Genomic DNA, 22,331 nt, shown 5'->3' on the forward strand with positions numbered 1-22,331 from the left:
ATAATGAAAATTGCATTATGTTCATCATTTGTTCCCTTTATTCAAGGAGGAGCTCGGAATATTGTTGATTGGCTTGAACCTGTCCTTAAAGAGGCTGGTCATCAAGTCGAACGTATTTACCTTCCTCAACTTGATGCCCCTGATTTACTCTTCCAACAAAAGATGGCTTATCGCTGGGTAGATCTAAGTTCCGCAGATCGAGTTATTTGTTTTCGCCCTCCGGCTCATTTTATTCCACATCCCAACAAAATATTATGGTTCATCCATCATATTCGCCCATACTATGATTTGTGGGACAGCCCATACCGAAGCTTCCCAAATAATAGTAAATACAGGGGTGTACGGGATGCATTACATCTAATGGATACTGCTGTATTTAAAGAAGCAAATAAAATTTTCACTAACTCAAAAGTAGTTTCCAATCGATTAAAAACTTTCAATCAAATGGATAGCGAAGTTTTATATCCTCCGGTATTTCAACCAGAACGATTTTATTGCAAAAACTATAATTCTGAAATTGTTTACTTTAGTCGCCTAGAACATCACAAACGACAACATTTACTCGTTGAAGCAATGCAATATACCAAAACCTCTGCTCGTTTACGTTTATGCGGCGTTAGCTCTACTCCTGACTACTTGGAGAGCTTAATTGAATTAATTGAAGAACTCGACTTACAAGATCGGATCATAATGGAAAATCGTTGGATCTCAGAAGAAGAAAAAATAGAAATTTTATCTAATTGCTTGGCGACAGCTTATTTGCCTGTCGATGAAGATTCTTACGGTTATCCGAGCCTGGAATCTAGTCTTGCTTCAAAACCAATTCTTACAACCTCAGATTCCGGTGGGGTACTCGAACTTATAAAAGATGGGGTCAATGGCTATATCACGGAACCCTCTCCTGAAGCTATAGCTGAGGCTATAGATAAACTCTATTTAGATCGAGATCATTCTAAGATACTAGGAAATAATGCCCGAATTCGCTTAGATGAACTTAATATTTCTTGGTCTCATGTGTTAGAAAGGTTGCTAGCATGAAAGTACTTATTGTCAATAATATGGCTCCCTTCATCTGGGGAGGAGCTGAAGAATTAGCAGTTCATTTACAAAAAAATTTAATCATAGCTGGGCATCAGGCTGAAGTTCTGCGTATTCCTTTTCAATGGGAGCCTGCGGCACGAATTCCATCGCAAATGCTTATGGCTAGGGCATTTGAATTGTGGAATGTGGATCATGTGATTGCTTTAAAGTTTCCTGCTTACCTGATTCGTCATCCTGAGAAAACTATATGGTTATTACACCAATATCGACAGGCCTACGATCTTCATGATGCAGGACAAACCAATATTTCAACAGACCAAGCAGGGGATGAGTTAAGAGCTTTAATTAAAGCGGCTGATGAAGAAACTTTCACTGAAAGTAGAAATATCTTCACTAACTCCGAAGTAACAAGACAGCGTCTACTCCATTACAATGGTATTAAGGCAGAAGTCCTTTATCCGCCTGTTAATGATCCAGAGATATTTACCAATAATGAAATAGGTGATTATATTTTTGCGGGAGGAAGAATAAATAACATGAAGCGGCAACATTTATTAGTTGAGGCTTTGAGTCACACGGATAGAGCTGTGAAATTACTTATTGCAGGTCCTCCTGATACGCCTGCTGATGCTGAACAACTTAAAGAAATGGTTGCAAGGTTAGGTTTAGAGGATAGAGTAAAGCTTGATTTGCGTTTTTTACCTCGAGCAACTTACGCTAAATATGTAAATGAATCGATGGCTGTGGCTTATTTACCCTTCGACGAAGATTCTTTGGGATATGTTGCTATGGAGGCTGCAATTGCGGGTAAGGCTTTGATCACAACTACTGATAGTGGTGGCGTTTTGGGTTTGGCTAAGCATGAGGAAACTGGATGGATCGCTGAGGCAAAACCCTCTTCTTTAGCAGAGGTCATGAGAACGGCAGTGAAGAGCATTCCACGTACTCGACAAATCGGACTTACAGCGAAAGAATTATGGTTGAGTCTTGGAATTAATTGGCCTCAAACAGTGGAGGCTCTATTGCAATGAAATTAATACTCTTTACTCCAGTCCTTAAATCTTCGGCGATTGGCCGCATGGCGAGCTTGATTTCACGTAAATTGATTTCCTTTGGGCACCAAGTCGTTGTAGTTCGGACAGAAGATGTGGGTTTCTATAATCATCCAATCCATGATTTTGGTACAGAGCCTATTTCTTGGTGTGATAATCATCAAGTAAATTTAATGTATGAATCCGCTGATGGAGTTATTTACCAGATTGGGGATAACCATACTTTCCACCAAGGTTGCTTGACTTGGCTACCGCATATACCTGGAGTGGTCTGCCTTCATGATTTTTTTCTAGGAAATCTATTTAATGGCTGGGCTCAATACTGTCGCGCTGAGGCAAAAAATATACTTAAAACTTGGTATGGATCGGCTGCCAGCGACAGTTATTTCCAATACCAAGACATTGATTCGTTCATTGAGGGAACAAGAAATTGCTATCCTATGACGGAGTGGCTCTGTTCTATGGCGCAAGCGGTGATTACTCATAGTAGCTGGCAGATTGATCGGGTCTTAAATTCTTGCTCAGGCCCTGTTCAGGTCGTACCGCTCGCCTATGATGCCCCTGATCTTAGTACCGAACAAATTGAAGCTGGTGAAGAGAAAAGCAAAAAATTTTCTATATTAACTGTTGGGCATGTTAATAAGAATAAACGAGCAGCGAGTGTAATTAAGGCAATTGGTGCAAATCGGGCACTTCGAAAAAAAATAACCTATCAACTCGTGGGAGAAATATCTCCTGCAACGAGAAAGGAATTAACACGCTTAGCAAAAAAACAAAAGGTAAAGCTCATCATTTCAGGTAATATTGACGATGCAACTTTAATACAAGCTATCCTCCAAGCAGATCTTGTAACTTGTTTACGCTGGCCTGCCCTTGAAGCTGCTTCAGCCTCTACTATTGAAGCTTTGTTATATGGTAAAGCAACAATTGTAACCGACACTGGTTTTTATAGTGAAATTCCGAATGAATACACTATAAAAATTAACCCAAATAATGAAATCGCTGAAATCGCTGCTGTATTAGAGAAACTTGAAAAAAATCCAGAGTTTTTCAAAGAATTAGGTATGCGAGCAAAAGCATGGGCAAGGGAAACCTTCACAGCTGATAATTATGCACTCAAACTAGTCGAATTAACACTTGCAACAACCAGAACCAACGTTGTGGCTAATGCCGTCAATTATTTTGCCGAGATAATGTACGATTGGGGTGCTAAAACGGAATTATTAGGCAAAGAATACATCATGAAGCCGCTCGCAATTTTTGATGAAATCTCGTGAATCCTGCCATTCGTAACCAGATGAATCATATAAAAGAAACCTGATTAGTGCTATACTGTTTTATTTGGTTAGCCACTAGGCAAAGAGGATTCTCATGAGCGTAGACGCTAGTTATGATTCGTCGAACATCAAAGTTTTAAAAGGCTTGGATGCAGTTAGAAAGCGTCCTGGAATGTATATTGGTGATACGGATGACGGCACTGGTTTGCATCATATGGTCTTTGAAGTTGTAGATAACTCCATTGACGAAGCGCTTGCTGGATACTGTCATGAAGTTAAAGTCACTATTCATAGCGATGAATCTATAACTGTTAAAGATGATGGTCGTGGAATACCCGTCGATATTCATAAGGAAGAAGGTCGATCCGCTGCAGAAGTCATTATGACGATTTTGCATGCAGGTGGAAAATTCGATGACAACTCTTATAAAGTTTCGGGTGGTTTACATGGTGTAGGTGTGTCGGTTGTGAATGCCCTCTCTGAAGAGTTACATTTATCCATTCGTCGCAATGGTAAAATGCATGAGCAACATTATCGCAATGGTGTTCCTGATGCGCCTTTGGCGATTACCGGTGACGCGAATAGCACTGGAACTCAGGTCTGGTTTAAGCCTAGTGGCAATACTTTTACTAACATTGAGTTTCACTATGACATTCTTGCAAAACGATTACGTGAACTTTCCTTCCTAAACTCAGGGGTCTGCATTCATTTATATGATGAGCGTAGCCAAAAACAAGATACTTTCCGCTATGAGGGCGGTATACAAGCGTTTGTTCAGCATTTAAATCGCAACAAAACACCAATTATGCCCCTTGTTTTTTCATTTAATAGTGAAAAAGATAATATTACTGTGGACTTGTCCCTACAATGGAATGATTCATTTCAGGAAACAATCTTTTGTTTCACTAATAATATTCCTCAACGGGATGGAGGGACTCACTTAGCTGGGTTTAGAGCCGCCTTGACTCGTACACTAAATACCTACATCGAAAATGAAGGTTATGCGAAAAAAGCTAAAATTGCTACGACAGGTGATGATGCTCGAGAAGGCTTAACGGCGGTATTGTCTGTTAAAGTGCCGGATCCTAAATTCTCTTCTCAAACGAAAGATAAGCTTGTTTCTTCCGAGGTTAAAGCGGCTGTTGAGTCTTTGGTTGCTGAAAAATTAAATGATTTCTTGTTAGAAAATCCCGCAATTGCAAAATCGATTGTAGGGAAAATTATTGATGCCGCTCGCGCTAGGGAAGCGGCTCGCAAAGCGAGAGAAATGACGCGGCGCAAGGGCGCATTAGATATTGCGGGATTGCCCGGTAAACTGGCCGACTGCCAAGAGAAAGATCCAGCGCTTTCCGAACTCTATATCGTAGAGGGCGATTCTGCGGGTGGTTCGGCAAAACAAGGACGTGATCGAAAATTCCAAGCTATTCTGCCTTTGAAAGGTAAAATTCTCAATGTGGAAAAGGCACGCTTTGATAAGATGCTTTCTTCACAAGAAGTGGCCACCTTAATAACTGCTTTGGGTTGTGGTATTGGACCTGATGAATACAATCCGGATAAAATACGCTACCACCGCATCATAATAATGACCGATGCTGATGTGGATGGTTCGCATATTCGCACCCTACTGCTCACTTTTTTCTATCGACAAACACCAGAACTGATTGAGCGTGGCTATATCTATATTGCTCAGCCGCCACTTTATAAAGTGAAGCGTGGCAAACAAGAACAGTATGTCAAGGATGATGAAGCGCTTTATGAGTATCTAACACAAAGTGCCATGGAGGGTGCGGAATTTTTTCCAACTAAAGAGGCACCAGCAATTTCTGCTGTTGCTTTAGAAGAGCTAGTTCTCCATTATCGGCGTGTTGAAAAGATAATTAAGCGCCATTCTAGACGTTATAATGGTGAAATTCTACGACGAATCAGTTACTTACCTCAATTGCAAAGCGAGGATTTTAAAAACCAAGATCTAATCCATAATTGGGCGAAACAATTGCATCAGAGTCTTCAGCAAGTAGGTGGCAAAAATCAACATCACCAAGTAGACGTAATACATAATGAAGAAAATGAGAACTATCTTCCCCGCGTAGTGATAAGACAACACGGTTCTGAGCATTCAATTTTGCTAAACATGGAGTTTTTCCTCTCTAAAGATTACAAAGAGCTAATCAATTTAGGTGGAAAATTATCGACGCTTCTGGATGAGGGGGCTGTGGTTAAGCGAGGCGATAAAACTCAGACTGTTGACTCGTTTGAGCAAGCACTCGAATGGCTGATGGACGAGGCAAAGCGTGGCCAAACCATTCAACGTTATAAAGGTCTTGGAGAGATGAATCCAGAGCAATTGTGGGAAACTACAATGGATCCAGAAGTTAGAAGGATGCTACAGGTGAATATTGAGGATGCGGTGGCCGCTGATGAAATATTTACCACTCTTATGGGTGATAACGTTGAACCACGTAGAGAATTTATTGAGAGCAATGCTCTGGAAGCAGAAAACATTGACGTTTAATAGCGAAGGCCATTCTAAAGGATCAGAATGGCCTCTTTCTAGATGCTCTAGTAGATAATCCTTGTCACAACTGTCAGAAATGAGTTAAAAGTTCGATTCCGAAATTTAGGCTTAGTACAACAACTCTGCTCTATTATCATCATTAAGTTAAGCACTTATTTTCATCCACATCTGGTTTAACCGGATGACGAAAAATCATCTTAACTTAATGGCAATGAAGGTTGAGAATAGCTGAGTTCATCAATAGAATTAATAAGCATTTTTTTAGGAAGATTCAAGAACCTGAGAATTGCTAGGCCGCAAGGATACAATTTATAAAAAACCTTTAAGACAGTTGCTACTATCTATTAGGTCTGTTTCTGAGTGGGGATGAGGATTCACTTCCAAATAGGGCCGCGTCCTTGCGGCGGAGCACATCCTTTGTGCTTGTCCCTTAGTATGACGTCCTGTCAGACAATCCGTGTCATCCTTTATGTTATAAGTATATCTGGTTCTTGCTAGTTGTCATTGCAGGATCGGATGTACAATATGTAAGAGATTTCTCAAATAAATAGAGGCATTGTCTCTATATTGGTCATATCATATTTGTCAGGGAACCGTAATTAGTCCTCGCCAGTGCCACCAAAACCAAGACGATGATAAATTCCACTTGCTTCGGTCGTAAAGCTTTCGATGCTGGGTTGTTCAAAAAAACGACGAACTGATGATTGATAATGATCCATATTCGTACCTGGCCTTTGATTTTCCCGTGCCTCAGGACGAACTTGATGAGCGGGTAGGTCTACGTAAATAATCCCGCTATCCGCTGGATTTCCGTGGTTGTTTTCTTCCCCTGCAAAGAATAAAACGACCCGTTTAGCTCCCCAGTAAGGGAAAAAACCAGCCAAAGCAATAAACAATAACGGGGCAATGATTGTCACAGCTAGCCCAACAGCAATTAAAGAAAAAGGCAATAAAGGAATGCTGACTAAGGCGGAAAGTGCTACCCGTTTTAATACATCTAAGGTAAAGGCTGTAAATCCTTCATACTTTAAGGAGGGCGTGTTAAACCAGTCTGACAGTTTGTTAACAATAATGGATGCGGCATAGAAAGCAAGATAACCAATAAGAAGAGGAGAGACAAGAGCAAGGGCAGTGAGCAGGAAGCCCACAGTAACTCCACTAGTAATAATTCCTAATGGTAAAAATGCTACAGCTAAAGATCCAGTTACTAATTTTCTAGACATAGTCAAACAAAGTTATTCACGGAGTTTGCACAATATAATATCATAATGTTAAGCATTTGTAGATAATTACTGGAAAAGAAATAGCAGACCGGGTTAATAGTGATTTAATAATAAACAGCTGGGGCTTAAAATTGTATTTTTGTTTAAATATTTGAAACAAAGTATAAAGTTTTTCATTTCACAGACGATTACATTTATGAAGCAGTTGCCTGAATAAAATAATAATAAGGAGTAGGCAATGACTAAAAATCATTTATTGCAAGATCCATTTCTAAACGAATTGCGTAAAGAAAAAATTCCCGTGTCTGTGTTTTTGGTCAATGGGATCAAATTACATGGCGTGGTTGATTCTTTCGATCAATACGTGGTGATGCTAAAAAACTCTGTAACACAAATGGTTTATAAGCATGCAATTTCCACTGTAGTTCCTTCACGCATGGTTAAGTTGCCTACTGGTGAGGAGGAAGGAAATGTGGCAGACTAGCAACATATTTGGTTAAGGGAAACGTCGTCTTGTTTGAACGTCCACAAAGTGGCGAGCGCGCCATACTAGTACAATTGGCGCTTCCTGGTGTTGATGCCGAGAAGGCATTGGCTGAATTTAAGGAGTTAGCCCTTTCCGCACAAGCTGAAGTACTTGCTTGTGTAGTGGGTGCTCGTGCCACTCCAGAGGCAAAATATTATGTAGGTATTGGAAAAGCCGAAGAAATCCAGCAACTTGTTGAAGAGCATAATGCAGAACTTGTTTTAGTCAATCACGAACTATCCCCCTCCCAAGAACGAAATTTGGAACGCTTACTTCAATGTCGTGTAATTGGTCGAAGCGGGCTGATTCTTGATATTTTTGCGCAGAGAGCAAGAACTTTTGAGGGAAAACTTCAGGTTGAGTTAGCACAATTACAACATATATCTACTCGTTTAATTCGCGGATGGACCCATTTGGAACGTCAAAAAGGCGGCATTGGTCTACGAGGTCCCGGTGAAACGCAGCTTGAAACCGACCGTCGCCTCCTCCGGGAGCGCATTAAATCTATTAACAAACGCTTAGAAAAAGTAAGACACAGTCGTGATCAAAACCGTCGCGCAAGACAAAAAGCGGAAATGCTTACTGTATCGCTGGTGGGGTATACAAACGCAGGCAAATCAACTTTATTTAACGCCTTAACTGGTGAGCATATTTATGTCGCGGATCAATTATTTGCTACTTTAGATCCCACGATGCGTAAAGTAGAGCTACCAGGCGCTGGCGCTGTTATTTTAGCCGATACGGTAGGTTTCATTCGCGACTTGCCCCATCAATTGGTTGAGGCCTTTCGAGCCACGCTTGAAGAAACGGCAGAAGCAGATTTATTACTGCACGTCATTGATATTTCAGATCCCAATTGGCGAGAAATGGTTTTTGCGGTGCAACAGGTGTTAGCAGAAATTGGCGTGTCTGAGATTCCTATCATTCAAGTTTTTAATAAGATAGATGTGCAGGAAAATTGGCTTCCCAAAATTGATCAACAGGAAGATGGATGCAAAGTATGGGTATCGGCTAAAAGCGGTGCTGGCCTTGATTTACTTAGCGAAGCAATTGCTACTCAATTACATGGTAAAATTTGTGAAGAAAACGTATTTCTTAAACCGTCTGAAGCAAAATTACGCGCAAAACTTTATCAATTAGATGCCGTTCTTCAGGAAATGCCTTCCGAAGAAGGCGGCTGGCATTTAAAAGTTAAATTGACGCAAGCCCAAAAAATGCGATTATTTCCTACAGAAAATGAGAGCGCAGAAAAAAACGCTTAGAAAAAGTAATTCACTGCAATTGTAGATGTAACAAACTTGGCAGCATGAGGTCCAGTCACCGAAAACCAAACGCCGCCAATAATCCCTAAATTTGAATTAAAATTGAATTCAAGCGCAGGCGCTAACGAGGCAGAATCAGATCCTGGTCCGCCAATATTCAATATCGCACCTCCAGGCGTGAAACCTGGATTTCCATTAAATACTGAGCCATCACTGTGTGCGTATAATGCTTCAAAAACAGGTACCCAATTCTGAGTGAGTTGATATTCACAGGCTAGGTCGACTGCATAACTGTTTCCAAGATGCACAGATCCTTCAGTCACATCACTGCCACCAAAAGCATTAACACCTTGAACATTTGAGCTTCCAGGAAATGCGCCTACTACGCTTAAGCGAGAGCGCAAATAGTGACCATTTTGAAATTGCCAGAGCTTTTGGAAATTTAAACCCACTGAAGTGATATAAGCACCTAGTCCTGTTTGATCAGTTCCTAATTTTCTAGGATCTAAATTTTCAAATCGTCCTGTTGGAAAAACTTCTTGAACAACGAGACGAAGATCAGGCAGCCATCCATTCTCTTTTTGCTTAAGTAGCTGGATCCCAACTCCTAAACTATAGTCGGCAATATCAGTTGAATGTCTAAGTTGACTAATCCAGCTGTAATCGTAAGGTAAGGCCATTTGCAAGTCTAAAAAATCGGTAACACCTGCCGTTAATATGGGCGTTATTTCAATATTCTTAAAATTCTGCGGATAGGTCGTATAAAATGCGTAAGGCTCAAAATTAAAATGACCGGTGGGAATGGTTTTGCCTGCTGGAGCGAGTAATGGGCCTGTCCACCATGGACCGGCGATTGCCAGCTTGGTAAAGAATAGTAATAACAAGACTCGCCAATACATAAATGAAGCCATCTAAAAATTGAAAAATAGCATTTTAAACTTTTTTTACATTTATGGAATTGATTTTGTAACAATTTGCATTAAATTTTTCCCAAACTTGTATTTCTTGCTACTGGCTTGATTTTGATAGGAATATTTTCAATCAGCTCGGCCAAATATTAACAACTATCACATTAACCCGTAGTTGCTTTATTCAAGCTTTTCAGCGTTTGCTCTCCATATAAGGCACCTTTAAATTGGCCTTTCGGGTTAAAAACAAAGGTTGCAGGTACCCCGCGAATGTCACCTATTTTTAGGTCACGCGCCGGATTATATCGCAGACTAGGGTAGTTAATATGGTATTTTCTAACGAGGGCAATTTGCTGCGTTAAGGAAGGTGAGTCATAGTTCACTGCAAATAAAGCGACCCTATCACTGTTTATTTTATAGAAGCGATTTAACTCAGCAATTTCATCGAGACAAGGTTGACACCAATTTGCCCAATAGTTAATAAGTACCCATTTGCCTTTTAGGCTATCGAAGGGAATACTTTGCCCTCTGATGTCTTTTAAAATAGCATTTGAACTATAGCTATTACTTATTATTAGCAAGCAAAATAACGAAGAAAGAATTAATTTTAAGCGCTGCATATTACCTCCTCTTGAGCAAGTTGAAAGCATTCTAGCATAGTTTTAGCCTGCGATTTTAAGTTGTTAGTCAAAATGCCTATTTTCATCTATGATTGGATTACTCGTTTTTAATAGGGTTCGTCTCTGATGAAAGAAATTCATGTTGAAAAACAAGTAATTGGAACCTTAGTCCGTGAGGGTGCGGGAGTAAAAGTTCAACGTTACATAGGCGCAGAAAGAAAAGATCCGTTTGAGCCTATTTTGTTATTTGACTTTTTTGATAGCAAAAATGAGATGGACTACATTGCAGGTTTTCCTAATCACCCTCACCGTGGTTTTGAGACGATAACTTATCTTTTAAAGGGACAAATTGCTCATCGAGATAACCAAGGACATGAAGGGGTAATTGGTCCTGGTGATGTACAATGGATGACTGCCGGACGAGGAATTGTTCATTCGGAAATGCCACAAAAAAGTGAAGAAGGCATAACAGGTCTTCAGCTTTGGCTAAATTTGCCTGCGGCCAATAAGATGGATGCTCCTCATTATCATGAATATACGGCTAGCCAATTACCTATTGAACGGCAAGATTCTGGGGTACAAATAAAAGTAATAGCCGGGAAAACGGACAAAGGAACTCAATCTCCTATAACGGGTATTGCAACTAATCCAATTTTCTTAGACCTACGCTTGCCAGAGCAGCAAATCATACAACAACATCTTCCTAGCGATCATCAAGCCCTTGTTTTTGTTCTATCCGGCGAGATAAAAATTCAAAAAGAAACGGTTAAACGGCACCATTTAGCTATTTTAAGTCCAGGCGAGCTATTGGTCTTACAAGGGCTCACGAAGGATACACATTGCTTATTAATTGCCGCGAAGAAACTCAAGGAGCCTATTGCACGATTAGGACCGTTTGTGATGAATACGGAAGAAGAAATCATGCAGGCTTTAGATGATTTTCGTAATAATCGTTTTTAAATTCAGGAGAACTCGATGACTAAAGTGTTAGTTCTGTACTATTCCAGTTATGGGCATGTGGAAATAATGGCGGAAGAGATTGTTAAAGGCGCTTCAGAAGTAGAAGGTGTGACAGTAACCTTAAAACGTGTGCCCGAAACCATGCCAGAAGAAATTGCCAAGAAGGCCGGAGTTAAATTAAATCAAAAAGCGGATCTTGCAACGCCAAAAGAGCTTGCTGAGTATGATGCTATTATTTTTGGAACACCAACTCGCTTTGGTAATATGGCGGCACAAATGCGTAACTTCCTCGACCAAACAGGCGGCATGTGGGTGAAGGGCGAGTTAATTGGAAAAGTGGCCAGTGTGTTTGTTTCTACCGGAACTGGAGGAGGCAATGAATCCACCATTTTATCATTTTGGAATACTCTAATACATCACGGAATGATTTTGGTTGGCGTCCCTTATTCTGAAAAAGGATTAACCACCCTCACGGAATTACATGGCGGCTCACCGTATGGTGCAGGCACAATTGCTGGTTCGGATGGCAGCCGTATGCCAAGCGCTCTTGAACGACAAATAGCCCGCTTTCAGGGTAAGCATGTGGCAGAAATAACAAAACGCTTTTGTCAGTAATTTTCGGACTGTTCCTCGCAAAGAAATGGTATCGTTTAGCGAATCCCGCGGCTTTGACCACCGATCTGGATCCCTGCTCGTGGAGGGTCTAGATTCAATTAATTCTGTCACTATCCCCTCCTTTTTGCACCAAATTAAAGCACCCTGTTATTTGCTGAGCAAAGCAAATGCTGTATAATCGATAAGACCATTTTTTACTCGCATTCAAAGGGAATGGATTGCGGTTTGGTCACAAGGATATAAAAAGAATATTGACTCAAGCTACTTCGCAATGCTTAGCGGCAACAACCGATGAGAATCTAATGACAATTAATTTGATAATTTATGGAATAGTAATTTTGAGTTTGATTTGTGTTGCCGCTATGGTTTATCGACTGAGACAACAGCCGTCCGTACAATTATCTCCTTTAGATTATGTAAAGCTCGGTGTGAGCGGTATTCTGGCTTTTATTGCAGATACGCTTGGCGTAGGCAGTTTTGCAGTGAATGTTGCTTTGGCTAAATTGCTTAACACTTTTCCTGATGATGAACTCCCCGCAGTTAACAATGGAGCACAAGTTATCCCTGGGGTCTTTGAATCCTTTTTTTTCATGCAATTAATTGATGTTGACTTGCTCACTTTAATCACACTGGTGTCTGGAACCTGCGTGGGTGGTTTAATTGGTGGTGCCGTAGTCAGTCGCTTAAGTAAACAAGCCATTCGCTTAGCTATGATGTGCTGTTTTGCTGCAATTATTGTCTTATTAATCTGTCACCAATTGCGCCTAGTACCCATCGGTGGTGATCTCGTCGAATTGCATTCTTGGAAATTGGTTATTGGCTTTTTCGCCATGATAGTTTGTGGGGGATTAACTTCCGTCGGTATTGGTCTATTCGTCATGGTGCAGGCGGTATTATTTTTAATGAATGTATCACCACTGGTGGCTTTTCCTATCATGACTACAGCCGGTGCGATGCAGCAACCGCTGACTACTTTAGTGTTTGTGCAACAAAATAAAATCCCTCTGAAAAAAACCTTAATTCTAAGTCTCTTTGGCTGTGTCGGTGTTTTTATCACTATACAGTTATTCACGCAGATCACGGTGACTTGGTTACATTCTTTATTGCTTCTTATTTTAATATACAATTTCATCGCGATTAGCCGTGCTTATTTCCATACGAAGTCAAAGCATTATGCGCACACCTCCATTCCTCCATTAGCTGCTGTTGATTAATGTCTTAGTAATATAATCTGGCAAAATGCTAAAATTAAAAGTACTGTGTTTTTTTATAGATTGCGGTTATGGTAGCAATCTTTTTGAAAGGCTAATTCGATGGAAGAGATAGAAGAAAAAAGTAAATCACAAAAAAAACGCGATGCAGAGGCTCTAAAGAAAATAGGCGTCGAGATGATTGCATTGAGCGAAACAAAGCTGGATACCTTGCCTCTGTCTCCTCATTTGCGGCAAGCCATTATTGATGCCAAATCAATCAAGAGCCATGGCGCGACTCGACGTCAAGCTCAACTCATTGGAAAATTGATGAGATCTACAGAATCTGAGGCCATTTTAGAGGCTTATGAAGCGCTTTTGGCAGAAGATAGTGCAAAAACAGCGGCCTTTCATGAGTTAGAACAATGGCGTGACAAGTTAATTCATGGGGGTAAAGAAGCGCTGACTGAATTTGTAGCTGAGTATCAACCTGAAGAGGTACAGCAGCTTCGGCAATTAGTCAAAAAAGCGGTGGATGAACAAAGCAGTGGAAAAAATATAGGGGCCAGTAAAGCACTGTTTCGCTTTTTAAGGAGTTGTGTATTATGAATCACTCTCTTCATTCTCTCTTTATTAGCTGTCCCAAGGGGCTTGAGTACCTTTTAGAAGAAGAGATGAAAGCCATCGGTTTACATGTGACTCGAGTGAGCCCCCAAGGCGTATATGGTGAGGCTGATTTGGTCGGGATTTATAATATTTGTTTATGGACTCGCCTAGCAAATCGCATTCAACTCATCTTATTTAGCGGCGATGCGCATAATGAGCAAACTCTTTATCAATTATGCAATCAATTTCCTTGGCAAACCGTTTTTATGGCGGAGAAAACAATCGCTATCGAATTTCACGGTTCATCAGCTCATATTCGCAACTCAATGTTTGGTGCTCAGGTCGTCAAAGATGGGATCGTTGATCATTTTCGACAGTTTAAAGGCACTCGACCCACAGTCGATCGCGGAAAACCAGATATTCGCTTACATGCTCATCTAAAAGATGAGATTGTTACGGTGAGCCTCGATTTGACGGGTTACAGTTTACATCAAAGGGGCTATCGAACTCAGGCCGGTGAGGCACCGTTAAAAGAAAACATAGCAGCTGCCATGCTATTACGGGCTAAATGGCCACAACTTGCAGCCGCCGGTTATGCATTTCATGATCCTTTTTGTGGTGCAGGGACTTTAGTCATCGAAGCGGCCATGATGGCTGGACATATTGCTCCGGGATTATTGCGTCACGATCAAGCGATTATTCACTGGACACAACATCAGCCTTCTTTATGGGAAAAAGTGAGAGCGCATGCTTTGCAACAAGTGAAGCCTAGATCGGTAAAACTGCGTGGAACAGATAATAATCCAAAGCTCATAAGCATTGCACAAGCGAATGCTGAGCGCGCTGGGGTATTACCTTTAGTGGAGTTTTCTGCCTTGGCAGTCAAAGACTGCAGGCCGACTAACGATAAAGGATTAGTCGTATCTAATCCGCCCTATGGCGAGCGTTTGGGTGATGCAACCCAACTTGTTCCTGTCTATCAGCAATTAGGCTCTACGCTACATACTTATTATCAAGGCTGGCAGGCAGCGGTTTTAACTTCTAATCCTATGCTCGCAAAAGCCTTAGGTTTACGAGCGAGTAAACAATACACCTTATTCAATGGTGCCATAGAATGTAAATTATATTGCATGACCCTGAACACGGAGAATCAATTAAAGGGTCAGGATTCGGTATCTTTATCGCCCGGGGCAGAAATGCTTTTTAATCGCTTGCATAAAAACTTTAGTCATCTACAAAAATGGGCGAAACGAAATCAGATTCATTGCTATCGAGTTTATGATGCTGACTTGCCTGAATACGCTTATGCTGTCGATATTTATAATGATTACGCGGTTCTTCAAGAATATGTAGCTCCAGCGGATATTCCCCTTCATAAAACACAAAAGCGTAGTTTAGAAGTGATTCAAGCGGTGCCAAAAGCGTTGGGTATTTCACCAGAAAAATTGGTGATTAAGCAAAGAAAGCAGCAAAAAGGATCTAATCAATACCAAAAGATGAATCAAACTAAACATACGATGACAGTTGTTGAAGGCCGAGCAAAACTAAAAGTTAATTTGTATGACTATCTCGATACTGGATTGTTTTTAGATCATAGGCCGATAAGAATGCGTTTTGCGCAACTAGCACCGGGCACTCGTTTTCTCAATTGTTTTTGTTACACAGCAACTGCAAGTGTGCAAGCGGCTTTGGCAGGAGCGATAACAACCAGTGTTGATTTATCGAAAACCTATTTAGATTGGGCCGAAGACAATTTTAGGTTGAATCACCTGGATTTATCGACGCATCAATTCCTGCAATTTGATTGCCTCGAGTGGTTAAAAATTACCCGCGATCGTTTCGATGTCATTTTTCTTGACCCGCCGAGTTTTTCAAATTCAAAACGAATGTCACAAACTCTGGACATACAGCGTGATCATGAAACTCTAATTGAGCTCGCGATGCGTATTTTGAATCCAAAAGGCGTATTGTACTTTTCAACTAATTTTAGACAATTCAAATTATCTCCAGAAGTTAACGAGAAATATGAGGTTAAAGATATTAGTGCGGAAACGATTGATTTGGATTTCAAGCGCAATCAGCGTATTCATCATTGTTATATGATTTTTTGCAAACCACTATGAAATAGATGGCTCTGGCGTTGTTGCATCTAGCTTGAGCCAAGGTCCATAGTCGTCAAGCTATGATGATTTATCTGCCGCGAAAAACAGGATTCAATTAGGTCCGACCCGGATAGACGGTAACAAAAATGACCGGATACATAGGTAACAGTTAAACTAATCTCATGCTCTTGAAAGGAGTGTGAGATGCTTTGGAAAGAGACTGTACCTATAAAAGAAAAAATAAAGTTTGTATCTAATTATCTGGAGAAGAACTTTGATATTTTTGTTGAGCTATGCTCGTTTTATGGAATCAGTAGAAAAACGGGTTATAAGTATGTGAAGCAATTTGAAGAATCAGGCAATCTAAATTTCAGGGTCATTCAATTATTTGAATTTGTCGGACCATTGGACATCACCCCCCAAGAAAGCAGCCTTAAAAAAATAAAAATTAATGGGCGGCCAATAGAAAAATAAAGTTTTTTTATTAGATCTCTGTTTTTATTGCGCCTTAGAACCAACTTGCAATTGCAAATATTTTGATCACGATGCACAATATACCTCACTAAAAATAGCAGTTAAGGTTAACAATGAACGAGAAGAAAGAAAAAACTTATGGTGATATCTTCAAAATAAACTATCAATCGGATCCTTTCGCAAGCAGAGCTATTTTTGCAAAAAAAGCAAAGTATCCATGCATTCCGGTGGATGAGATTTTAGAGAAGTCAGGAATCGTCACCCCCAAATTTACCACTCAAAGAGCATTAATACGTGAATTAGATTCGGAAGAAACAAATGGCTGGTGTCACGGCTTGTCTTTAGAATGGCTAAGAATGCCATTGCAGTTTTTTGAGGCTACTAGCCTAGTTATAAAAGGCAATCATTATTCTCCCCCAGCTGAGGTGAGAAAAAAAGTAGATAAATTATATGATGACATTATGACAGGCCAATACCCCAGTGATTATTTATCAGGTGTAGGACAACAAGACATTGATGTAATTTTGGGCGTTTCAACAAAAAAATGCTTTGATGAACATGGTAATGGATACACTCTTAATGAGTGGAAAAAGATTTTACAAGAGTTGGTGGATGACGGTTATGACAGGCTAAGCATCACCGCTTTTACAAAGAAAAGCCATACTGTCGCGATAATTATCGATACTGACAAAACCTATACCTTCGATCCTAATGATGTTTCAGAAGACAATTATGAACACTCCAAATTTACCCCTCTTCAGATGATCTATTGGATTCAAAAGGCGTTTTATTCGAAATTTGGGTTGAAAGTAGATCGCTATATGCTTATGAATTTAGCCATTACAGCGTTTAAATCGCCTGATTTTTTGCAAAGCCAGCGTGTTCTTCAGGATCTGCCTGCTCTCACAACTGAAGATACCGCATCGGAAACAACTCCGCAACAAGATGCAAGTCCTCCTCAAACACTTAAACGTAAGCGTAGTGTATTTGAAAACACTGACCTTTTTTTTGGATTCGATCCTACAGTGAAACTGGACAATACAAAAAGCCATGAAGAATTGAGCGAAACCGACGCTCTTAAGCAAGATGCAAGTCTTCCCAAAACACTTAAACGTAACCGTAGTGTATTTGAAAATCCTGACCTTTTTTTTAATTTCGATCCTACAGTGAAACTGGACAACACATTAAGCATTGAAGAATGGAGCAAAACCGACGCTCACTCTATCAAATAGAGACGATTTGAACCACTAAATTTTAATTCAATAAAAGCACATTCTAATTGCTATATACTCACGCCGAGTATAAATTACGCCCTTTTGATATTAACTAAATCCTTATTTGTTTGAGCTTAGTGCTCAAACAAATAGTTGAGGTGCAAATTGCTAGTAAAAAAGAAAAATGAAAAATTTAAAAAAGAGTTCCCAAAGGATTTTAACCGTATTGTTGAGTTTTATTTGAATCTAAAATACCCTGGGAAGAAAGAGTCTGAATCCGCAGCAAAGTATCAGTTCGGTCATTTCTTTTATGATGAAGAGACGTTAAAAAAACTGGTAAGTGAAAAGAATAATTTGGTCAAAAGTTGTTTTTCCTATCTCCTTTCTGTATTACAAAATGAATGGCCACAGAGTCTTGAAAAGGAGCTTGGTGATAAGAATTTACCTAATGACTTTATAAGAATTTTAGTCCCAGAACTAAAAAAATTAAAGGTCGCAGAAGGTAGGCTGGTTTTGTCAGTCCCTAATCCCAGTAATATTAACTACCGTCAGATAGTTAATTACGATGGGTTTGAACCTTCCGAAAAAGAAGCGGGTCAAGCCTTAGCTAGGCCTAATGATCCTCCCTTATTTCCTGAGACCAGTTACAAGGCGCTCGATCAAGCAACGCCTATTGATCTTAAGGACCTGGTAAATAGACTTTATAGCAAATATGTTGATATAGGTCGTTTCGAAGACGATCCAAGGCTCCACATTCCTATAAAGGAACTTGATGCTTTATTTGAGAGCAGGAATTCCTATTGGCTTATGGAGTTAGTGAAGAGTCTTACTCTGATGCAAGATCTCCAGATGGCTTATATTTTAGGGAACTTAGATGAGTATGCGAGTAAACTTGAAGGCGGTAAAGCACACCCTGGTTGTGAAACAATTATCAACAGAACTTACCCTGATTTTATTAATTGTTTCAAAGCACATAAAAAAAATTTCTATGTGCTTCAAAGTGTAATAAGGGGAATGCACTCCCGTTTTGATTTAAACACGATTATGGAACCTAATTTATTTGATGAAATGATTCGTGACGTTCATCGAGCTTATAAGGCTTATCTTTTTGATTTTGAACGATACATTAATGACCTTTGGGCTAGTGCACCATCGAAGGGTAAAGATAATATCAGTGATTATTTATCGGTATTAATAGATCAAATGCTACTGATTAACCTGCACGAAATAACACAGGGTCCCCGTACCTGCGCTAGTCTGAAATCTATATTACATCAACGTGAAGAGGACTTCGAATCCAATGTCTTTGCAATAATTACTGAAGGTCGTGATTTAAAAACACTAAGGCTAAATCTTGTACGACAAAACGGTGACTCGAATTACCCATTATTCCTTAGATTAACAAAACTCGTTAGCAATGGTTATCAAGGTATCCTTAAACTTAAACAGAAAATTACTGGGATCGATCAGTCAAGTCTTGCTGCCTTACCAAGTAGGTCCAATAAAACCGCCGAAAAAAAACCTAGTGTGCTGCGAGAAAAAAAAGAAAAGCAAAAAAAGCTGTCAAAAGCGAGTAATAATCAACAGAAATCGAAGCAATCAAACCACGGGTCAAAAGGTTCTACCAAAGGAAATTCAAGAAAAGGACGTCAATCGAAAGAAACTAATTTGCCTTTATCGTCCTGGGTTGCAACAGAAAAAGATCAGACTGAACAATGGGCTATAAGCCAATCCAAAAATAGACCTACTGAGGCTAAGGAGTTAAAAAGCTATGCTCAGCGGAAAATGAAAGCAGGGAAATTTGCAGAAGCAATTGAATGTTTTCAGCAGCTGATTGAAAGATATGATCAACAAACCACCTGTGATCAGCAAACCTACTTTTTGGCTTTGTTTGAACTTGCAAGCTGTTATGAGCAATCTGGTCAGTATGAGAAAGCCTTAAAACTTTTAATTTCTTTCCCTGCCGAATGGAAACGGAACTACCCTTATATGCTGACACTGGGGCAAGTCTATATGGCACTGGGTGATGGGCAAAAAGCTGGTTCTGTTTTTCATAGCATGTCGATTGTTTGGAAAGATAATAACTTAGTCTTACAAGCTGTAGCAAAATGTCATCAAATGATGAGAGAGTATGCTATCGCACTTTCTCTTTTTAGATGGCTTTACGATCATAACCCTAATTTGCTTAATACGCTTGACTTGGCTTGTTGCTATGCAAAAATTGGAAAATCAAAGCAAGGTTTAATGCTGCTTGATAATCTCGATAAAAAAGTACAAGACAGTAGCTTAGTCCTTGCGGCGCGTGTCTATTGTTATAATAAAGCTGAAAAATACCAGCAAGTTTTGGATTTGTTAAATGCATACGCCAAAACGACGGATGTAAAAAAGGATAAAAATTATTTTGTAAAATATGTATCTTGTCTGATAAATATGGATAAGTTCAACGAAGCTGCTGCAATGTTAGCGCGAATTCCTGGTGCAGACTGGAAAAATGACAAAAAAGTTGCACAACTTAAATCCAAATATCATCAAGCCAAGAAAGAGTATTCTGTTGCCATTAATGAGCTAGAAAAATTAGACGCGATTTGGCCAAATGATTTTCAGACTCTTTATGCTCTTTGTGTGTGTTATAGAAAAACAAATCAGCCTAAACTGGCAATACAAAGTGCTGAGCGCCTTATCCAATGTTTCCCCTACAGCATCCATGGGCATTTACATCTCATTTTTGCTAAAATAATGATACCTCAATATGGTAGAGAGGCTATCCTAAGTGAGTACCAGCAGCTGAAAGAAAGCTATCAGTTTCGAGATTGCCTGGATCTTTATTACTGCGAGTGTATGTATCTCTTACAACAAAAGAATCCAAATTCTTACGATCTCTCTTTGGCAGAAGAAAAAATACGTCTTGCCATTGGCAAATTTCCCCATGAACAAAAATTATATGTTTTATTAATCGATGTTCTCCTAAAACAAGGCTTTTTAGAGGAAGTGAGTACGGAGCTTAAAAAGGCGCTCGATCAATTTCCAGACAATGCCTCGCTTTATGAGAAAAAAATAAAATATTTGAAAATGTCTGGTCAAACAACGGAAGCTCGAGCATTAAAAGACGACTCATTGCGTCTATTTGACGGTAATCCAAAGTTCGCTAATTTATTTAAAGCAGCCTTAAATCGAACAAAAGTGTTGGTGGAGATGGAGCCGGAAAAAGCGGTTGTTAGACCAAAACTCGTAGAAAAAATGCGGGTGAAGTTACCGCCAACTGTATTAAAGGCTTTTCAAGAGTTAAAAAAGATTCCAGGGAATCATTTTCTCACTAATCATTTTCTCACTGGTAGTACCGCATTTAAACTGGTAAAAGCTCACTTAACAGATAAAGAAGTTGATGAATCTCAATTAAGCGATTTAGATTTCACCAGCGATGCCCAACCTGAGGAACTTAGTAAAATAGCTGAACTTAGACAACATAAACATAGAAAAAATGTTTATAGCTTGCGTGGAGGGGTAGGCCATCGGGCTACTTCTGTTGATCTAGAGATACACAAGGATGCTTCGAGCCCAAATCAGGAAGCCTGGATGTTATCTAATGCTAAAAAACGACATTTTAAAGTGGCCGCCTTGTTGATCGAAGAAGATGATGGCTATGGTGTTGTTCATGAAATGCTGGAAGGGACGATTGATGATATTGAAAAGGATATCTTAGATACAGCTTGCTATTATCCTCCAATACTCTTTGAATTTGATCCAACTTGTGTATTAGGAGCAATCAAATATCTAACAGTATATGGTTTTAAGCCAACAGAAATAGTGCATCAAGCGTTACTAGAATGGAATCCCACCAACCTGAAAGCCCATTACCCTCATCTCCTTGCTCTGTTAATTGATTATTTTGAATCAAATCCCACCACAGTACTGCCCTACCTTAGGAATTTACATGAGTATGGAATTTTGGCCAAAATCTTCAATAATGAGTTTCAGCAACCGTTGGTCGTATTACAAGAATATGATCCAGATAATCTCCGCGACGATTTTCTGATAAGATTTAAGATGGCTTTAGAAAGAGAATATCAATCGGTCTGTTCTATTGGCTTTAATACGATGCCAGGAGAGGTACCCATTGATGTTGATGATTTAGAACCCATTGTGGAAGACTGCGTTCAAGAGGAATTCACATCAGAACCGGCTGATTTAACGAGACGGCCATCACTATGTGCATTTTTTCAACCGGCACCAGCAAAGAGTGTAGATAGTCCAACAAGATCTAATATCCTAGGTTGATAGCAACATCCAGGAAAGATCGCGGCGTGTTTCAACGCCATGATCTGTGCAATGGAACTGCATAAAAACAGGTTGGATTACGCCTTTGGGGAGCAGCGGGACAGTCCAACCCACTTAAGACTAAAAATCAGATTAATTGCTGTATTCAATGTAATATATAATTACAAAAAAAGAATTATTAGCACTACATTTATTGAACTTTTATCCCAGAAGATTTTATAAATCTTTAATAACTGTAATTTGTTCTGCTCCTAATGCTTCATAAGCCCTTACAAGGTTATCTAACACAAGGTTTTCTACTTCCCTCTGTAATTCCCTCAATTGTTTGGTCCTCCTCTTTAAGATAAAATGGACACTGTATAAACATACTATTTCGAAATGGTTTTGCTTTGGTTAACATTCAAATAATCCTAATGTGGAAGCAAATGAATAATAAATTATTCCTTGCTAGGTTACTTTCTGCCGTTTCTT

Annotated in this window: 17 protein-coding genes; 14 read left to right on the plus strand and 3 right to left on the minus strand. The window is 39.7% G+C overall.

The genetic code is table 11. The annotated features are described in order from the left end of the window. Positions 1-3 precede the first annotated feature (3 nt). The 4 genes from Ldro_RS14610 to gyrB all read left to right on the plus strand — a co-directional run bounded on the left by Ldro_RS14610 (position 4) and on the right by gyrB (position 5,882). Positions 4-1,038 (plus strand): glycosyltransferase family 4 protein, encoded by a 1,035-nt coding sequence (locus Ldro_RS14610; protein ID WP_058497155.1) that lies wholly within the window; start codon positions 4-6, stop codon positions 1,036-1,038. After that, positions 1,035-2,072 carry a glycosyltransferase family 4 protein gene (locus Ldro_RS14615; RefSeq protein ID WP_058497156.1) on the plus strand — a complete coding sequence of 346 codons (1,038 nt, stop codon included), beginning with the start codon at positions 1,035-1,037 and terminating at the stop codon, positions 2,070-2,072. The genes Ldro_RS14610 and Ldro_RS14615 overlap by 4 nt, the downstream gene beginning before the upstream one ends. Beyond that, on the plus strand, positions 2,069-3,370 hold the full coding sequence (locus Ldro_RS14620; protein WP_058497157.1) for a glycosyltransferase family 4 protein: 1,302 nt from the start codon (positions 2,069-2,071) through the stop codon (positions 3,368-3,370). The genes Ldro_RS14615 and Ldro_RS14620 overlap by 4 nt, the downstream gene beginning before the upstream one ends. Before the next feature lie 94 nt (positions 3,371-3,464). Next, entirely contained in the window at positions 3,465-5,882 is a 2,418-nt protein-coding gene (gene gyrB / locus Ldro_RS14625; RefSeq protein WP_058497158.1) for a DNA topoisomerase (ATP-hydrolyzing) subunit B, read from the plus strand. A 602-nt stretch (positions 5,883-6,484) separates the two neighbouring features. Here gyrB and Ldro_RS14630 read toward each other — a convergent pair. Beyond that, on the minus strand, positions 6,485-7,108 hold the full coding sequence (locus Ldro_RS14630; RefSeq protein ID WP_058497159.1) for a hypothetical protein: 624 nt from the start codon (positions 7,106-7,108) through the stop codon (positions 6,485-6,487). 238 nt (positions 7,109-7,346) lie between these two features. Here Ldro_RS14630 and hfq point away from each other — a divergent pair, with 238 nt between their 5' ends. Then, complete coding sequence (hfq, locus tag Ldro_RS14635; protein WP_058497160.1) at positions 7,347-7,592, plus strand: RNA chaperone Hfq; 246 nt, start codon at positions 7,347-7,349, stop codon at positions 7,590-7,592. A gap of 29 nt (positions 7,593-7,621) precedes the next feature. Beyond that, positions 7,622-8,896: a ribosome rescue GTPase HflX gene (hflX, locus tag Ldro_RS14640; protein ID WP_058497161.1), complete on the plus strand. Its 1,275-nt coding sequence runs from the start codon at positions 7,622-7,624 to the stop codon at positions 8,894-8,896. Here hflX and Ldro_RS14645 read toward each other — a convergent pair. Then, a complete protein-coding gene (locus Ldro_RS14645) occupies positions 8,893-9,795 on the minus strand; it encodes a hypothetical protein (protein ID WP_193786655.1) in 903 nt (300 codons plus the stop codon). The genes hflX and Ldro_RS14645 overlap by 4 nt on opposite strands. 173 nt (positions 9,796-9,968) lie before the next feature. Continuing rightward, positions 9,969-10,424 (minus strand): TlpA disulfide reductase family protein, encoded by a 456-nt coding sequence (locus Ldro_RS14650; protein WP_058497163.1) that lies wholly within the window; start codon positions 10,422-10,424, stop codon positions 9,969-9,971. A gap of 126 nt (positions 10,425-10,550) precedes the next feature. On the opposite strand from Ldro_RS14650, the gene Ldro_RS14655 reads away from it, so the two are divergent. From Ldro_RS14655 to Ldro_RS14690, 8 genes are all read left to right on the plus strand, one after another. Then, on the plus strand, positions 10,551-11,384 hold the full coding sequence (locus tag Ldro_RS14655) for a pirin family protein (RefSeq protein WP_058497164.1): 834 nt from the start codon (positions 10,551-10,553) through the stop codon (positions 11,382-11,384). Positions 11,385-11,399: 15 nt separating this feature from the next. Next, positions 11,400-11,999, plus strand: a complete 600-nt coding sequence (gene wrbA / locus Ldro_RS14660; RefSeq protein ID WP_058497165.1) for an NAD(P)H:quinone oxidoreductase — start codon at positions 11,400-11,402, stop codon at positions 11,997-11,999. Positions 12,000-12,301: 302 nt separating this feature from the next. Then, on the plus strand, positions 12,302-13,213 hold the full coding sequence (locus tag Ldro_RS14665; protein WP_058497231.1) for a sulfite exporter TauE/SafE family protein: 912 nt from the start codon (positions 12,302-12,304) through the stop codon (positions 13,211-13,213). A gap of 99 nt (positions 13,214-13,312) precedes the next feature. Beyond that, entirely contained in the window at positions 13,313-13,798 is a 486-nt protein-coding gene (gene yjgA / locus Ldro_RS14670) for a ribosome biogenesis factor YjgA (RefSeq protein WP_058497166.1), read from the plus strand. Continuing rightward, entirely contained in the window at positions 13,795-15,918 is a 2,124-nt protein-coding gene (gene rlmKL, locus Ldro_RS14675; protein WP_058497167.1) for a bifunctional 23S rRNA (guanine(2069)-N(7))-methyltransferase RlmK/23S rRNA (guanine(2445)-N(2))-methyltransferase RlmL, read from the plus strand. Before yjgA ends, rlmKL begins: the two co-directional genes overlap by 4 nt. Before the next feature lie 183 nt (positions 15,919-16,101). After that, positions 16,102-16,371: a helix-turn-helix domain-containing protein gene (locus Ldro_RS14680; protein ID WP_058497168.1), complete on the plus strand. Its 270-nt coding sequence runs from the start codon at positions 16,102-16,104 to the stop codon at positions 16,369-16,371. Positions 16,372-16,484: 113 nt separating this feature from the next. Next, positions 16,485-17,603 carry a YopT-type cysteine protease domain-containing protein gene (locus tag Ldro_RS14685; RefSeq protein WP_058497169.1) on the plus strand — a complete coding sequence of 373 codons (1,119 nt, stop codon included), beginning with the start codon at positions 16,485-16,487 and terminating at the stop codon, positions 17,601-17,603. Between the two features lie 147 nt (positions 17,604-17,750). Next, positions 17,751-21,860 (plus strand): tetratricopeptide repeat protein, encoded by a 4,110-nt coding sequence (locus Ldro_RS14690; RefSeq protein ID WP_058497170.1) that lies wholly within the window; start codon positions 17,751-17,753, stop codon positions 21,858-21,860. Positions 21,861-22,331 lie beyond the last annotated feature (471 nt).

The sequence above is a fragment of the Legionella drozanskii LLAP-1 genome (assembly GCF_001467585.1).
Taxonomy (GTDB): Bacteria; Pseudomonadota; Gammaproteobacteria; order Legionellales; family Legionellaceae; genus Tatlockia; species Tatlockia drozanskii.

Coding starts and splice junctions, on each gene's coding strand:
- Ldro_RS14655 (WP_058497164.1), top strand. CDS start 10,551: ATGAAAGAAATTCATGTTGAAAAACAAGTAATTGGAACCTTAGTCCGT.
- yjgA (WP_058497166.1), top strand. CDS start 13,313: ATGGAAGAGATAGAAGAAAAAAGTAAATCACAAAAAAAACGCGATGCA.
- hfq (WP_058497160.1), top strand. CDS start 7,347: ATGACTAAAAATCATTTATTGCAAGATCCATTTCTAAACGAATTGCGT.
- gyrB (WP_058497158.1), top strand. CDS start 3,465: ATGAGCGTAGACGCTAGTTATGATTCGTCGAACATCAAAGTTTTAAAA.
- Ldro_RS14610 (WP_058497155.1), top strand. CDS start 4: ATGAAAATTGCATTATGTTCATCATTTGTTCCCTTTATTCAAGGAGGA.
- Ldro_RS14620 (WP_058497157.1), top strand. CDS start 2,069: ATGAAATTAATACTCTTTACTCCAGTCCTTAAATCTTCGGCGATTGGC.
- Ldro_RS14650 (WP_058497163.1), bottom strand. CDS start 10,424: ATGCAGCGCTTAAAATTAATTCTTTCTTCGTTATTTTGCTTGCTAATA.
- Ldro_RS14615 (WP_058497156.1), top strand. CDS start 1,035: ATGAAAGTACTTATTGTCAATAATATGGCTCCCTTCATCTGGGGAGGA.
- wrbA (WP_058497165.1), top strand. CDS start 11,400: ATGACTAAAGTGTTAGTTCTGTACTATTCCAGTTATGGGCATGTGGAA.
- rlmKL (WP_058497167.1), top strand. CDS start 13,795: ATGAATCACTCTCTTCATTCTCTCTTTATTAGCTGTCCCAAGGGGCTT.
- Ldro_RS14685 (WP_058497169.1), top strand. CDS start 16,485: ATGAACGAGAAGAAAGAAAAAACTTATGGTGATATCTTCAAAATAAAC.
- Ldro_RS14645 (WP_193786655.1), bottom strand. CDS start 9,795: ATGTATTGGCGAGTCTTGTTATTACTATTCTTTACCAAGCTGGCAATC.
- Ldro_RS14680 (WP_058497168.1), top strand. CDS start 16,102: ATGCTTTGGAAAGAGACTGTACCTATAAAAGAAAAAATAAAGTTTGTA.
- Ldro_RS14630 (WP_058497159.1), bottom strand. CDS start 7,108: ATGTCTAGAAAATTAGTAACTGGATCTTTAGCTGTAGCATTTTTACCA.
- Ldro_RS14665 (WP_058497231.1), top strand. CDS start 12,302: ATGACAATTAATTTGATAATTTATGGAATAGTAATTTTGAGTTTGATT.